This window comes from Nocardia sp. NPDC003482 (genome assembly GCF_053588115.1).
Map to the genome: position 1 here is coordinate 273209 of NZ_JBSFPI010000007.1, position 13588 is coordinate 286796.

The 13588-nt window shown below is 66.2% G+C and carries 16 protein-coding genes; 10 read left to right on the plus strand and 6 right to left on the minus strand.

Translation table 11 applies throughout. The annotated features are described in order from the left end of the window. Window positions 1-22 precede the first annotated feature (22 nt). A complete protein-coding gene (locus ACWDSJ_RS13630) occupies window positions 23-649 on the minus strand; it encodes a TetR/AcrR family transcriptional regulator (protein WP_450031899.1) in 627 nt (208 codons plus the stop codon). Window positions 650-828: 179 nt separating this feature from the next. Here ACWDSJ_RS13630 and ACWDSJ_RS13635 point away from each other — a divergent pair, with 179 nt between their 5' ends. The 3 genes from ACWDSJ_RS13635 (at window position 829) to ACWDSJ_RS13645 (ending at window position 4398) form a co-directional block, all read left to right on the plus strand. After that, entirely contained in the window at window positions 829-2655 is a 1827-nt protein-coding gene (locus ACWDSJ_RS13635; protein WP_450031901.1) for an acyl-CoA dehydrogenase, read from the plus strand. Between the two features lie 214 nt (window positions 2656-2869). Then, entirely contained in the window at window positions 2870-3508 is a 639-nt protein-coding gene (locus ACWDSJ_RS13640; RefSeq protein WP_450031903.1) for a hypothetical protein, read from the plus strand. Between the two features lie 506 nt (window positions 3509-4014). Then, a complete protein-coding gene (locus ACWDSJ_RS13645; RefSeq protein WP_450031904.1) occupies window positions 4015-4398 on the plus strand; it encodes a hypothetical protein in 384 nt (127 codons plus the stop codon). Between the two features lie 159 nt (window positions 4399-4557). Here ACWDSJ_RS13645 and ACWDSJ_RS13650 read toward each other — a convergent pair whose 3' ends face one another. Continuing rightward, complete coding sequence (locus ACWDSJ_RS13650; protein WP_450031906.1) at window positions 4558-5079, minus strand: hypothetical protein; 522 nt, start codon at window positions 5077-5079, stop codon at window positions 4558-4560. 323 nt (window positions 5080-5402) lie between these two features. Here ACWDSJ_RS13650 and ACWDSJ_RS13655 point away from each other — a divergent pair, with 323 nt between their 5' ends. Further along, entirely contained in the window at window positions 5403-5642 is a 240-nt protein-coding gene (locus ACWDSJ_RS13655) for a hypothetical protein (RefSeq protein ID WP_450031908.1), read from the plus strand. A gap of 167 nt (window positions 5643-5809) precedes the next feature. Here the strand turns inward: ACWDSJ_RS13655 and ACWDSJ_RS13660 are convergent, their stop codons facing one another. After that, window positions 5810-7012 (minus strand): helix-turn-helix domain-containing protein, encoded by a 1203-nt coding sequence (locus ACWDSJ_RS13660; RefSeq protein ID WP_450031910.1) that lies wholly within the window; start codon window positions 7010-7012, stop codon window positions 5810-5812. Between the two features lie 436 nt (window positions 7013-7448). On the opposite strand from ACWDSJ_RS13660, the gene ACWDSJ_RS13665 reads away from it, so the two are divergent. Both ACWDSJ_RS13665 and ACWDSJ_RS13670 read left to right on the plus strand, forming a co-directional pair. Beyond that, on the plus strand, window positions 7449-7697 hold the full coding sequence (locus tag ACWDSJ_RS13665) for a type II toxin-antitoxin system Phd/YefM family antitoxin (protein ID WP_450031912.1): 249 nt from the start codon (window positions 7449-7451) through the stop codon (window positions 7695-7697). Continuing rightward, entirely contained in the window at window positions 7690-8097 is a 408-nt protein-coding gene (locus ACWDSJ_RS13670; RefSeq protein WP_450031914.1) for a PIN domain-containing protein, read from the plus strand. Before ACWDSJ_RS13665 ends, ACWDSJ_RS13670 begins: the two co-directional genes overlap by 8 nt. A 6-nt stretch (window positions 8098-8103) precedes the next feature. On the opposite strand, the gene ACWDSJ_RS13675 is transcribed toward ACWDSJ_RS13670, so the two are convergent. The 3 genes from ACWDSJ_RS13675 to ACWDSJ_RS13685 are packed head-to-tail and all read right to left on the minus strand — an operon-like array spanning window position 8104 to window position 10483. Continuing rightward, the gene (locus ACWDSJ_RS13675) at window positions 8104-8919 is read right to left on the minus strand and encodes an exodeoxyribonuclease III (RefSeq protein ID WP_450031915.1); all 816 of its coding nucleotides are present in this window, start codon (window positions 8917-8919) and stop codon (window positions 8104-8106) included. 13 nt (window positions 8920-8932) lie between these two features. Then, window positions 8933-9886, minus strand: coding sequence for an N-acetylglutamate synthase, CG3035 family (locus tag ACWDSJ_RS13680; RefSeq protein ID WP_450031917.1), 954 nt, complete (start codon window positions 9884-9886; stop codon window positions 8933-8935). Then, window positions 9887-10483 (minus strand): peptide deformylase, encoded by a 597-nt coding sequence (locus ACWDSJ_RS13685; protein ID WP_387369424.1) that lies wholly within the window; start codon window positions 10481-10483, stop codon window positions 9887-9889. Window positions 10484-10643: 160 nt separating this feature from the next. Between ACWDSJ_RS13685 and ACWDSJ_RS13690 the strand changes: the two genes are divergently transcribed. From ACWDSJ_RS13690 to ACWDSJ_RS13705, 4 genes are all read left to right on the plus strand, one after another. Next, entirely contained in the window at window positions 10644-10976 is a 333-nt protein-coding gene (locus tag ACWDSJ_RS13690; RefSeq protein ID WP_450031920.1) for a DUF3263 domain-containing protein, read from the plus strand. Window positions 10977-10990: 14 nt separating this feature from the next. Next, window positions 10991-11572 carry a LytR C-terminal domain-containing protein gene (locus ACWDSJ_RS13695; RefSeq protein ID WP_450031922.1) on the plus strand — a complete coding sequence of 194 codons (582 nt, stop codon included), beginning with the start codon at window positions 10991-10993 and terminating at the stop codon, window positions 11570-11572. Window positions 11573-11677: 105 nt separating this feature from the next. Then, a complete protein-coding gene (sodC, locus tag ACWDSJ_RS13700; RefSeq protein WP_387369430.1) occupies window positions 11678-12370 on the plus strand; it encodes a superoxide dismutase[Cu-Zn] in 693 nt (230 codons plus the stop codon). Between the two features lie 11 nt (window positions 12371-12381). Continuing rightward, window positions 12382-13527, plus strand: a complete 1146-nt coding sequence (locus ACWDSJ_RS13705; RefSeq protein WP_387369432.1) for a glutamate--cysteine ligase — start codon at window positions 12382-12384, stop codon at window positions 13525-13527. Window positions 13528-13588: the final 61 nt, after the last annotated feature.

Genomic DNA, 13588 nt, shown 5'->3' on the forward strand with positions numbered 1-13588 from the left:
GCGCGAAGGCCGCTTTCGATATTCAGGCCCCGCGCAGCGCGCGGTAGACCGCCGCGCCCACGAACGCGCCCAGATCCTCCGGCGTCCAGTCGCCCTCCCCGGACAGCAGCGTGCGGACCGCGCCCTCGCCGGCGGACACCCACAGCTCGACCAGCGCGGGCAGTTTGCGCTCGGCGTCGGCGATCCCCCACGCGCGCAGGGTGGGCCGCAGCCGCCGGGTGCAGCGCTCGAGCGCGACCTGCCGACCGCGGCCGAAGGAGTGCACCACGGCCGGATCGGGATTGCCCGACAACAGTTTCCAGGTGTCCGGGCGGGCGGCCACGGTCTCCAGCAGCGCGCGGAAACCCTCGACGAACACCTCCTCGTCGGCCTCCACGCGGCGGCGCGGCAGGGCGGCCACGATGCCGTCGAGCAGGACGCGCTCCTCGCGCCGGATGAGCGCCTCGAGCAGTTCGACCCGGTCGGCGAAGCAGGCGTACACGACCGGACGGGTGACGTTCATGCGCTCGGCGACCGCGGCGACGGTGACGGCCGCGATGCCGTCCTCCACGGCGATCCGCAGGGCGGTGTCGAGAACCTGGGGGCGACGGCGCTCCGGGCCGAGGTGCTGGGCGCGCTGACGCGGCCGCACGGCGGATCTCGAACCCATGACGACAAGATATCAGCGGGCCGACACGCCGCCCGGCGCGCCGTGGGCAAACGGCCTGATCGGGCGGTTTCGTACAACGTAGAAAGAGTTTGCCTGGCGTTTCGCGCCTACGGTTGCGTAACCGAACGGACGTACGGCAACCTCCTGTGAAACATCACCCTCAGGCAGGAGGCCGATCCGTGTCGCACTACAAGGCGAACCTTCGGGATATCGAGTTCAACTTGTTCGAGGTGCTGGGAATCGGGGAACAACTGGACGCGGGGGTCTTCGGGGATCTGGACACCGAGACCGCGCGCGGGATGTTGAGCGAGGTGCTGCGCCTCGCCGAGGGTCCGGTCGCGGCGTCGTTCGTCGACGCCGACCGCGATCCGGCCACGTTCGACGCGGCGAACCACGAGGTGGTGGTGCCCGAGTCGCTGCGCAAGACGGTCGCGGCGGTCAACGAGGCGGGCTGGTCGGCGCTGGGGATGCCCGAGGAGATGGGCGGCGTGCGGGCGCCCTCCCCGCTGGCGTGGGCGACGCAGGAAATGCTTGTGGCGGCGAACAATTCGGCCGCCTTCTACAATATGGGCCCGCTCATGCACCAGGTGCTGTTCGTGGAGGGCACCGAGGAGCAGCGGCGCTGGGCGCGGCACGCGTGGGAGAACCGTTGGGGCGGAACGATGGTGCTCACCGAACCGGACGCGGGCTCCGACGTCGGCATGGGCCGCACCAAGGCCACCCGCCAGCCCGACGGCACCTGGCACATCGAGGGCGTGAAGCGGTTCATCTCCGCGGGCGACGTCGGCGCCACGGCCGAGAACATCTTCCATCTCACGCTGGCCCGGCCGGAGGGCGCGGGTCCGGGCACCAAGGGACTGTCGCTGTTCGTGGTGCCGAAGTACCTGTTCGACAGTGAGACGATGGCGCTCGGCGAACGCAACGGCGTGCTGGTCACCAACCTCGAGCACAAGATGGGCATCAAATCCTCGCCCACCTGCGAATTGACCTACGGCGCGGACAAACCCGCGATCGGCTATCTGGTCGGCGACGTGCACAACGGCATCGCCCAGATGTTCAAGGTGATCGAGCACGCCCGCATGATGGTCGGGGTGCTGTCGGCGGGCACGCTGTCCAGCGGCTATCTGAACGCGTTGGAGTACGCCAAGACTCGCGTGCAGGGCGCGGACATGACGCGGATGACCGACAAGACCGCCCCGCGCGTGCCGATCACCCACCACCCCGACATCCGCCGCAGTCTGGCGTTGCAGAAGGCGTATTCGGAGGGGCTGCGCGGGCTGTACCTGTACTGCTCGGCCTATCAGAGCCCGGAGATCGCCGCGGCCGCCTTCGGCGCGGACGCGGACACCGCCGCGCGCGTGAACGATCTGCTGCTGCCGATCGTCAAGGGCGTCGGGTCCGAGCGCGCCTACCAGACGCTGACCGAGACATTGCAGACCTTCGGCGGGTCCGGATATCTCCAGGACTATCCGATCGAGCAGTACATCCGCGACGTCAAGATCGACTCGCTCTACGAGGGCACCACCGCCATCCAGGCGCAGGACTTCTTCTTCCGCAAGATCGTTCGCGATCAGGGCGTGGCGCTCGGCCACGTGGCCGGGCTGATCCAGCGCTTCGTCGACACCGACGAGAGCCGCCTCAAGACCGAGCGGGCGCTGCTGGGCACCGCGCTGGCCGATGTGCAGGCGATGGCGACCGCGTTGGGCGGATACCTCGGGGCGTCGCAGCAGACGCCGGAGGAGATCTACAAGGTGGGTCTCGGCTCGGTTCGATTCCTGCATGCCGCAGGCGATCTCGTGATCGGCTGGCGGTTGCTGGAACAGGCCGCGATCGCGCTCGCCGCGCTGGAGGGGCAGCCGTCGGAGCGGGATCGGCTGTTCTACACCGGGAAGGTCGGTGTGGCTTCGTGGTTCGCGAAGAATCAGCTGCCGCTGTTGACGTCGGTGCGGGCGGTGTTGGAGAACTTGGACATCGACATCATGCAGTTGGATGAGGGGGCGTTCTAGCGTCCCAGTCCGTGTGGACGGTTGGGCGTGGCGGGTGCGCTGGAAACGGTTGGGCGTGGCGGGATTCCAGCGTCCCGTCCTCATGCGGTTGAACGGTTGGGTGTGGCGGGATTCCAATGTCCCGTCCTCATGCGGTTGAACGGGTTGGGCGTGGCGGCCTCCGTGTCCCCCCAATCGCCGGGATGACCGGGCGGAATAGGGGTACAACTACCGCATGGTCTTCCCGGTGGACTTCGGTTGGCTGCAAACGCTGATCGTCGTATTGTTCGTGATCGGCATCGCCCTCCTCGTGACGGCGCTGCTCAAGGCGCGCAGGGTGGGGATGCGCGCGGTGATCGGCCGCGGCGCAGGGGCCGCGTCGGTCCTGCTGGTAGCGGTCCTGGTCCTGTGGGTAACCACCCTCCTCCAGAGCTTCCTAGGGTTGACCGGCGAGGTGAAGGCCGCCCACGTCGTCGCCAAATCCGTTGCGGACAGCCCACATACGCTCGACGTCGAGCTGACCCTGTTCGGCGACGGCAACCACGCCGAGCAGCATCAGACGTACCGGATCGAGGGGGATATGTGGGTGCTGCAAGCGAACATCGTCGAACTCGAGCCGTGGGTGAACGCGCTGGGGTTCCACTCGGGGTACAAGGTCACGCGGATCTATGGGCAGCGGTTGGACGGGGTGGCGGTCAAGCAGAACCAGTTTTTGCTCAACGGGAGTGATCAGGACTTCTTCGAGGACATGCGTAAGCAGGATTGGACGACTAGGCCGTTCGTGCGGTCGGCTTATGGGAATGCGGTGATTTCGGTGCCGGGGACTTATGACGTGTTCATCTCTCGGGATGCGATCAAGACTCGGCCGGTGTAGTTGTCGGCCATGGGCAGCGAAATACGAAATCGGGTGTCGTTCAGCGTGTGTCGCTGCTCGGCAGCATCGACTACTTCGCCTGTCGCGTTTCACCTGTATCTCTGCGTCCGTGAGCGCCACTGGTTCATCCCCGCGCGTGCGGGGAGCACGTGAGCGCGGCGTTCAATCCGATCGTGCCGACCGGCTCATCCCCGCGCGTGCGGGGAGCACACTTATTGACCTGCATCTTTGCGGCCACTTACCCAGTATTTCAATCACTTTCGACCAACTCTGCTCGTCCGACCGTCAGTGTGACCACCCGACTGAACAGAGCCGGTTGAGCTCGTCGCGTAGTCGCCCCTACCGTCCATCCGAACGTATCGCCGCTCTCGGCCGATGAGTGTGCGTAACCCGATTCGCCGAAGACGATGCCCTCATCCATCGACGAGCCCGATACTGGCGCAGTGCACACCACCGAGCAAGCCCACCAAGGGCACCCGCCAGCCGCCGGCCGGTACCGAGTAATCGTGGAGATGCCATCACCGGACCTCTACCTCTACGACAAGTCCACCGCACTGTTCGCGCTCGAAGTGACCAGCCCCTACCTCCCCCGCGTCGGTGAAGAGCTCTACTTCGACGCCCGCGACGAGCTCGAACTGTATCTCACCGTCACCGAGGTCACCCACAACTTCTCCACCCGCACAACGCCCACCGACTCGGGCCCCGTCGTCATCGCCAAACCCCGCCCCCGCAGCATCACCGCAGCCCAGCGCCTCCTCGTAGACCCCGACCTACTCACCCAATGGGCCGAACAACTACTCGACGTAAAGCCCGAACCGATACCCATGCTCGTCACCGTCGCCGCCGAGTACAGACAACGCCACCCCGACGCCTTCTCCTCAGCGACGTGACAATTTCAGGTTCCGACGAAGGCATGCGACTGTCACACGAGATCGCATATCGCCGTCTCCCTCCGACATCGCATTCACGAAGTGCGGGTAGATCCTGAACAACTGCGGGCGTTGGCCTGGCTCAGTGAGCAATGTCGGACGTCGGGATGGTGCTCAGTATCATGATCGAGTCCAAGTAAGTTCTGGTGAGGGGCCTGACAGGCTACACACCGCGACCAGTCTGGTGTTGTCGATCGCCGCGGATCGGACCACGAAGTCCCGGTGGGTGATTTCCATACCAGGGTAGGTGACGTTGTCGATAGAGAACGCGGCTTCGACGGATATTGCTTTTGCTGATATTTGGTCGATAGGGTCCGATTCGCCTTCGGGAGAAAATCTGCTCAACGCACGCGCGGCGAAATCCGAAACTGTGTCACCCTCGTCGAGGAGGTAGGTTTCGACGAATACACCTGAGAGACTGCCACGGATGGCGACTGACCGCAGCATCTGATTTCGGCCGGATATCGTAATTACGAACGGTTCAGACCTCGCTGGTAGAGCGACGGGTACACCCAATTGCGCTGCTGCCTGTTGTGGACTCTGCGGCCCAGAACGATGCGAAGGCGGATCAGATGATATGTGCATAGCTCCGCTGAATTCTGGCATGTCGAATACTCCTTCGTTTTTCCACTGTTCGAGCACCCACGATAATCCCTGTCTCGCATATCGGTAAAGCGGGCGCTCGCGGCCGTAGACCGAGAGGGGCACCGGGGGTGTCTACGAAGCGAGCCACGGCCAGCGCGGTGAACCCCCGGTCAGTACGCCTCGACGGATTCGGTCTGCGAGGGTAGGTCAGCCCGAGCGGATGCGTCTGCGCCACACCACGATATGTCACAACCCGATTCAGCGGGTCAATCCCAACCGGAATTTCGGACGCTGCCCCAGCGAAATGCGGACAGGCAACGTGGTCGGCCGAAGATCAAGGTAATGGCCGCGTCACATTCAAATTCCAGTTCGTTTCGGCTATGGGGCCGATCACCGGGGGTGTGATGAAGTTCGGCTGGCATAATCTCCACAACGGCCTGAGTGGCAGCCATACGTTCGATCACGCCGTACCGGTGCTGGCCCCCGACACCACATGGAAGGACTCATTCACCGATACGACTGGCTCCGGTGAAGTAATGGGCTCGCTGACCGGCACGATGTATCTCGGAAAAACCGACTGTGAAACACCCGCGATCACGGGATCGTTCAAAGTAGGGTAAGAAGCCAGTTCAGGTGCCCCCATTCACTTTCAGTGAATGGGGGCGCACAAGGAATCCGGCCAGGAGCCGAACCGCACCACGATTCGAGCTGTCATAGCGCTTATCGCCGACCAGCCCGCCATGGGCACTCGGCCCGCGATGGGGCACTGCCCGTCATGGGCGTGGACCTACCTTCCCCGTGCAGGCTTTCGGCCGCGCTGGCGCAGTTCTTCTCCCAGGGCTGTGACGGCGTGGTTCGTCCTCCATCTCAAGGACATCTCGTGATGGAGTGTGCGAACGAACTCCACCAACCGAGAGCCTGGGGTGGCCGCTCCGACTCTTAGGGCCTGGGTCGCGGCACGGGACGCGGCTTCGGGTTCCCCTGCGCCAGCGAGGGCGCAGCCCAGTTCCGCGATGTACCACGTTGCCCATTCGGAGGTGAGGATGGCGGGATCGAAAGCGGCCAAGCCTCTTTCGAGGGATACGACGGCCTTGTCCCATTGTCGGGCCAAGCGGTAGGCCAGGCCACGCTGCATGTCGATCAAGGCATCGGAGTAGAAGTACTGTGCGTCGGGCCGGTCGGGGTCGCCACGCGCTATCAGTTCGGCGGCCTGATCCAGCTTGCGTTCCATGGCGTCCAGATCGCCTCGGACGGCGAGTCCGCGGGCCTCTTGTTGCACGGCCAGCGCGAGAACCGTGGGGCTGAGTTCGGTGCCGTCGCGTTGGGCGGCGCGCGACAAGCCGATCAGCGCGTCGATCTCACCCGCCATCCATGCGACATGTCCGCGCATGGACAGGGCGGTCGATGCCATGTCGCGATTTCCGCACTCGGTGGCCAGTTCGAGTGCGGCGCGATAATCCTGTATCGCGGTGCTGTGGTTGCCGAGGTTGGCGTGGAGCCAGCCTGAGAATTGATTCCATCCCGCGGCCGCGGCCAGGATCTCAGCGCGCGCGGATCCACGAGCTTCCTTCGCCAATGACGAGGCGATCCGCGTTTGTCGAATGGTCACTGGCAGAACGAGTTTGGACCCGACCTGATCCTCCAGCCGCCGAGTATCCGACAACAGCCGCTCCAGATCGTCGGCAAGGCCGTGGTCGATGTAGCGCCGATCGGCCAGCGCGCCGGCCTCCCGCAAATGCAGTCGCGTCGACTGATCGGCCTCGCCCCTGTCGCTGACCAAGATCTCGAAACGTGCCGACAGCGCACCGTCGGTGTCGAGGACGCGATCGAGTTTACGAACAATGTCGAGTGGCGGTTTGCGACGACCGTTTTCGAAACGCGAGAGCGCTCCCGCGTCGTAGTGGAGTGCTCGTGCCAGTTCTCGAACCGACCATCCCGCGCGCACCCGGAGCCGCCGCAACTCGGCACCGAACGCTTCCCACTCCTCCATCCAACCCCCTGTTGAACGGCGTTGCACCGATACCCGACGCCTCTGGCAACACCATGGCCACAGTGCGACGGTACCGCGATACGCCTGGTCGTTGGTCGCTTCGAACAGGCCCGGTGCGGAGACGATCATCCCCCGGGTGCCACGCCACGACCGGATCGAATGACGGCAGGGGTGCAGATGCACGTGATGGTGCGGTTCCCGGAAGCTTCTGTGCTGCTGCACTTCCGCGCCGAGGAGACCGTTGCGCGAGTGTTTCTGAATGCCTGACGATCGACCATCGCGTCCTTCGTCAGGCCTTGAGGGCAGGGGGGCGACACGGAACCGATCCTCATGCCCTCCCGGCGCGGGAAGCGCTGGGTGTAGTCCCAGCAACAGTTGCTACATTGCCTGTGTAGCATTCGGTACTCAAGTGTAGCGGTTCGCTACACTCAAGTACATGAAGACGATCAGCCAGCGTGACTTGCGCAATGACAGTGGCAAAATTCTCGACGCCGTCGAGGCCGGGGAGATTTACACCATCAGCCGCAACGGCAAGCCTGTCGGCGAACTCCGGCCGGTGGGCCGTCGTGCGTTCGTGCCCATCGCCGAACTGCTCCGGACGGCCGCACATCTGCCGGCGGTCGACTACACCGCATTCCGCGCCGATCTGGATGCCATGATCGACCAGGATCCTCACGATGACTGAGCCTGTCGGCAGTCAGCGAATCCTGCTCGACACCTCGGTGATCATCGACTTCGAAGTAGTAGGCAAGGAACTCGCTGGAGAGGCGGCCATCAGCGTGATCACTCTGGCCGAACTCGGAGCCGGGGTGCATGCGACCAAAGATCCGGTGGAGCAAGCGCGACGTCAGTTCAGGCTGCGCTGGGTGGAAGCCGCCTTGGAGCCGTTGCCTCTGGATGCCGACGCGGCTCGTGCTTATGGGTCGCTCGCACTGCTGGTCGAAGGGATGGGGCGCAAGCCGCGAAAGCGGTTCGGCGATCTGCTGATTGCGGCCACGGCTGTCGCCAACGGGCTACCGCTTTATACGCGCAACCCGGATGACTTCACGGGTCTGGAGCCGTTCCTCAACCTCGTCGCTGTGTAGCAGGCGTCAGTCGGCGATGTCCACGATCACCGGCGCATGATCACTGGCCCCCTTACCCTTTCGCTCCTGACGATCGACCATCGCGTCCTTCGCCAGAGCGTTCAGGGCAGGTGAGGAGAGGATGAAATCGATCTTCATCCCCTCGCGGCGGGGAAAGCGGAGCTGGGTGTAGTCCCAGTAGGTGAACACACCCGGACCAGGGGCGAAGCGGCGCAGGACATCGGTGTAACCCGCATCCACTATGGCGCGGAACGCATTTCGTTCCGGTTCAGACACATGAGTGCGGCCACGGAAGAATTCGACCGACCACACATCGTCATCGGTCGGCGCGATGTTCCAATCACCGCACAGCGCGATCCGCGCGGCCGGATCCTCGGCCAGCCACCGCGCCCCCGAATCACGCAGCGCGGCAAGCCATTCCAATTTGTAGTCGTAGTGCGGATCGCGCAGGGAACGACCATTGGGAACGTACAGACTCCACACCCGAGTCCCCGCGCAGGTGGCGCCCAACGCGCGGGCCTCCACGACCGGCGCGGGCAACAGCGAGGTCTGGGCATCCTTGTCGAAGCCGGGTTGGCCGGGGAAGGCGATCTCCACGTCGTCGATGCCGATGCGGGAAGCGATCGCCACGCCGTTCCACTGGCTCAACCCAGTGTGCGCGACCTCGTAACCCGCCCGCTCGAACGCCTCCGTGGGGAACTGGTCGTCGCGGCATTTGGTCTCCTGCAACGCGAGCACGTCGATGTCGGCGCGGTCGAGCCAGGACAGCACTCGGTCCAGCCGGGAGCGGATCGAGTTCACGTTCCAGGTGGCCAGGCGCACGGGCGCACTCCTCTCACTCCGGCGCGGCGTAGCGGTAGTGGTGATGGTCGATGAAGCCCATCTCCCGGTACATCGCCAGCGCGCCTGGGTTGTCCAGCTCCACTTGGACATACGCGTGTGTGGCGCCGTGCCGGTGACCCCAGCGGATCAGCTCCGCGCACACCAGTGTGCCCAGCCCGTGGCGGCGGTGCGGGGCCGCGACGGCCACGCAGGTCACGCCGATCCAGCGCAGGCCGTCGGGGGCGGTGGTGAGGGCGCCGCGGCCGATGGCCAGGGGGTCGGGCAGACCCAGTGTGGCGAAACCCAATTCGCCCTCCCGGACGGCGGTCAGCACCGAGACGTCCGGAACCGGCGGGGCGACATCGATCGCGTCCTCGCCGCGGAAGCGGTGCAGTTCCAGCCACGCGGGGGACGGCTTCGCTTCCACGCGCACCATCGAAGGGCCTTGCGGCAGAACGAAATTGTCGATATCGATGGCCAGGACCGCGGTCTCGTTCCAGGTGCGCCACCCGGCGGGGACCGGGGCCAGCCGGTCGGGCAGCCGCAGCCGGGGCGGCAGGCCGCGCTGGACGTACCAGTCCACGACGCGGGCCAGCGTCCGCTCGTCGAGACCGGCGGGTTCGGCCGAAGTCCCCACCGGCACAGCGGCGTTGGCGCGGCCGGAGTACCCGTTCCCGGCCGACAGCAGCCAGCCGTCGATCCAGGCGCGTTCGGTGCCGGGCCAGCCGTCGCAGGCCGCGGCCTCCAATCGCCGGATCTCGCTGGTGCGAATCGGCCTGGGGCCCAAGGCTTTCAGGGCGACCACGGTGTCCGCGGCGACCTGCACGGTGCGGCCGTCGGCGGTGCGGATCGTGAGCGGGTCGTACGCGAGCAGTTCGCCGATGACGTCGGTGAACTGCTGGGGTTCGTCGGCGGGCAGGCGGTGGCGCACCACCACGCGCGTGCCGAGGGGGATCTCGGGATGCACTCAGTCCTCGTCGTCGTGACCGAACGGATCGGGCACGGTGCCCGGAACCCAGCTGAGATCCGGCTTGCCCCAACCGTTTCGCTTGATGGCCTTCTTCGCCGCGCGCGCGTTGCGGCCGATCAGCACGTCGACGTAGAGGTAGCCGTCCAGATGGCCCACCTCGTGCTGGAGCATCCGCGCGAAGAAGCCCTTGCCCTCGATCTCGACCGGCTCGCCGCGCTCGTCGGTGCCGGTGACGCGGGCCCAGTCCGCGCGGCCGGTGGGGAACTGCTCACCGGGAACCGACAGGCAGCCCTCCTCGTCGTCGTCGGGATCGGGCATGGTCTCGGGGATCTCGGAGGTCTCCAGGACCGGGTTGACCACCACGCCGCGGCGGCGGCTGACCTTGCCGTCCGAGCCGACGTCGGGGCAGTCGTAGACGAACAGCCGCAGCGGCACGCCGACCTGATTGGCCGCCAGCCCCACCCCGCGCGCCGCGTCGAGCGTGTCGAACATGTCGCCGATCAACTCGGCGAGCTCCTCCGGCGACTTCGTCACCTGTTCGGTCGGGTTGTGCAGGACCGGGTCACCGACGATGCGGATCGGGAGAATCGCCATGGTCACACACTGTACTGGGGGCCGCCTGGACCCCCGCGCCGCGCTGCTGCCGCTCCCCGCCGACACGCCGTACGACGCACCTGACAACCCGGGCATCCGTGGTTCAATGAGCGACGACGTATACGAGCACCTCAGTGTTGACCTCTGGCGAGGGAGCGATATGGACAGCGCAGCGGCCCGGCACCTATCCGCAAGCGAGGACAGCACTTCCGACGCCGCCCGCACGACTCCGGCGGACACCGCCGGACTCTCCCGGCGCGAACTCGACATCCTCGATTTCGAACGCAAGTGGTGGAAGTACGCGGGCGCCAAGGAAGACGCCATCCGCGAACTGTTCGACATGTCCGCGACCCGCTACTACCAGGTACTCAACGCCGTCGTCGACAAGCCCGAGGCGCTGGCCGCGGATCCCATGCTGGTGAAACGACTTCGGCGGCTGCGGGCCAGCCGGCAGAAGGCGCGGGCGGCGCGCCGGCTGGGCTTCAACGTGTGACTAGGCTCGACGAGGTGAGCAATCCGAATCCGCCCTCCGGCGGACCGCCGCTGCGCGCGCTCGCGATGGTGCTGATCGCGCTGGCCATCGTCTTCGCCGGGCTGGGCGCGATGTCGCTGTCGAATTCCCACTCGGAGAGTTCGGGTTCCACCCCGCAGGCGCAGGCGACGACGACGGCCGCTCCCAAGCCGACCACGGCGGCGGCACCGGCGGCCACCTCGGTCGCCACGCCCGCGACCACCACCACGACGGCTCCCGCCACCACCACGACCACAACCCCTACGACCCCGCCCCCACCCCCACCGCCCGCGGGGCCGGACAAGACGATCCCGGTGCGCGTGCTGAACAACAGCACCGTCGCCGGGCTGGCCGCGCGCACCGGCGGCCAATTGACCTCGCAGGGTTGGAATGTCACCGAGACGGGCAACTACGCCAACGGTGTCATCCCGAAAACGACTGTGTACTACGGGGATTCGCCGCAGGAACAGGCGGCGGCCCGGGAGATCGCCACGCAGCTCGGTGTCGCGGCCGAACCCCGATTCGCCGGACTCGCGGACGCACCGCCCGGAATCATCGTCATCGTCACAGGTAACTGAGCCCCACCGCCGATCTGTACACCGGCTCTGGCATCATCGTGTCCGGTAACGAATCCGCCCACCGTGCATTACTCGTAAACTCGGTACTCGTAAAGGAGTTCCCCGATGGCCCCGTCCACAATTCGTCGCCCGTCCTGGCGGACTGTGACCCCGGTGCTGGCGCTCGCGGTCTTCGGCCTCGCGGGCTGCACCAACAGCCAGGAGTCGAGTGACGTCAAGGGGACCAACCCGCCGGTGTGGACGGGCGCGGCGGCGCCGAGCACCGGGAGCGAGCACGCCTCCACCGAACACGGCGGCGCGCCCGCCGGGGACTCGGTGTCGGTGCAGCTCAAGGATCCCGCGGGCGCTCAGGTCGGGACCGCGACCATCGCCAAGTCGGGCAACCACCTGGAGCTGACCGTCGACGTGCACGGTATCAAGCCGGGCTTCCACGGGCTGCACTTCCATCAGTTCGGCAAGTGCGAGGCCAATTCCACCGCCCCCACGGGCGGCCCGGCGGGCGACTTCCTGTCCGCGGGCGGGCATCTGCAGGTCGGCGATCAGAACGCGCATCCCTCCAGCGGCGACCTGTCCTCGTTGCAGGTCCGGCAGGACGGCACCGCGCACCTGGTGACCACCACCGATTCGGTCACCCTCGACGATCTGAAGGGCAAGGCCCTGATGATCCACGCCGGGGCGGACAACTTCGGCAACATTCCCAGTCGGTACACCCAGGCCAACGGCACCGCCGGGCCGGACGCCGAGACCCTGGCGACCGGTGACGCGGGCGGCCGCATCGCCTGCGGCGTGGTCGGATAAGGCGGACAGCCATGGGTGGGGCAAGCACTCGGAACGTCCACTGGAACAGCTCGCCCCGCCCGACACTGGGCGTGGAATGGGAGATCGCGCTGGTCGACAAGCAGACCCGCGATCTGTCCAGCAAGGCCGCCGAGGTCTTCGACGCGGCCGGTGATCTGCGCGCCCACGACGGCACGCCGCAGATCACCAAGGAGCTGCTGCGCAACACCGTCGAGATCGTCAGCGGCGTGCACACCACGGTCGGCGAGATCGTCGACGATCTGCGCGGCACCATGAACGCGGTCCGGCGCGCGGCCGATTCGGTCGGGGTCGATCTGTTCTGCGCGGGCACTCATCCGTTCGCCCAGTGGTCGACCCAACAGCTCACGCGCACAGCACATTACGACGAGCTGATCGAGCGCACCCAGTGGTGGGGGCGGCAGATGCTGATCTGGGGCGTGCACGTGCACGTGGGAATCTCGCACCCGGAGAAGGTCTTTCCGATCCTGAACACGATGCTGCTGTCGTATCCGCATCTGCTCGCGCTGTCGGCGTCCTCGCCGATGTGGGCGGGCATCGACACCGGGTACGCCAGCAACCGCTCGCTGATGTTCCAGCAGTTGCCGACCGCCGGGCTGCCGTTCCAGTTCGAGAACTGGACGCAGTTCGAGGCGTTCGTGCACGACCAGATGAAGACCGGGGTCTTCGAACAGCTCGGCGGAATGCACTGGGACATCCGCCCCGCGCCCAAGTGGGGAACCATCGAGGTCCGGGTGTGCGACGGAATCCCTTCCTGGCCGGAGCTTTCCGCGATGGTGGCGCTCATCCACTGCCTGATCGTGGATCTGGATCGGCGCGTGGAGGCGGGGGAGACCCTGCCCACGATTCCGCCGTGGCACGTGCAGGAGAACAAGTGGCGCGCGGCCCGCTACGGCCTCGACGCCATCGTCATCACCGACGCCGACAGCAACGAGCGTCTGGTCACCGACGATCTGACCGATCTGCTGAACCGGCTCGAGCCCACCGCGAAACTGCTCGGCTGCGAGAACGAACTCGCGCTGGTGGCCGAGATCCCGGAGCGCGGGGCGTCCTATCAGCGGCAGCGCCGGGTCGCGGCCGCGGCGCAGGGCGATCTGGTGGCCGTCGTCGACGCCCTGGTGAAGGAGCTCGAGGGCTGACTACCACAGCCGTTCGGTAGCCTGCGGTTCAGCTGGTCAGCGGGGTGGCGTTCACGGTCTG

Bases quoted from the DNA above. Each gene is read 5' to 3' on its own strand.
- ACWDSJ_RS13630 (WP_450031899.1), bottom strand. From the start codon at position 649: ATGGGTTCGAGATCCGCCGTGCGGCCGCGTCAGCGCGCCCAGCACCTC.
- ACWDSJ_RS13640 (WP_450031903.1), top strand. From the start codon at position 2,870: ATGGTCTTCCCGGTGGACTTCGGTTGGCTGCAAACGCTGATCGTCGTA.
- ACWDSJ_RS13670 (WP_450031914.1), top strand. From the start codon at position 7,690: ATGACTGAGCCTGTCGGCAGTCAGCGAATCCTGCTCGACACCTCGGTG.
- sodC (WP_387369430.1), top strand. From the start codon at position 11,678: ATGGCCCCGTCCACAATTCGTCGCCCGTCCTGGCGGACTGTGACCCCG.
- ACWDSJ_RS13690 (WP_450031920.1), top strand. From the start codon at position 10,644: ATGGACAGCGCAGCGGCCCGGCACCTATCCGCAAGCGAGGACAGCACT.
- ACWDSJ_RS13685 (WP_387369424.1), bottom strand. From the start codon at position 10,483: ATGGCGATTCTCCCGATCCGCATCGTCGGTGACCCGGTCCTGCACAAC.
- ACWDSJ_RS13705 (WP_387369432.1), top strand. From the start codon at position 12,382: ATGGGTGGGGCAAGCACTCGGAACGTCCACTGGAACAGCTCGCCCCGC.
- ACWDSJ_RS13660 (WP_450031910.1), bottom strand. From the start codon at position 7,012: ATGGAGGAGTGGGAAGCGTTCGGTGCCGAGTTGCGGCGGCTCCGGGTG.
- ACWDSJ_RS13655 (WP_450031908.1), top strand. From the start codon at position 5,403: ATGGGGCCGATCACCGGGGGTGTGATGAAGTTCGGCTGGCATAATCTC.
- ACWDSJ_RS13665 (WP_450031912.1), top strand. From the start codon at position 7,449: ATGAAGACGATCAGCCAGCGTGACTTGCGCAATGACAGTGGCAAAATT.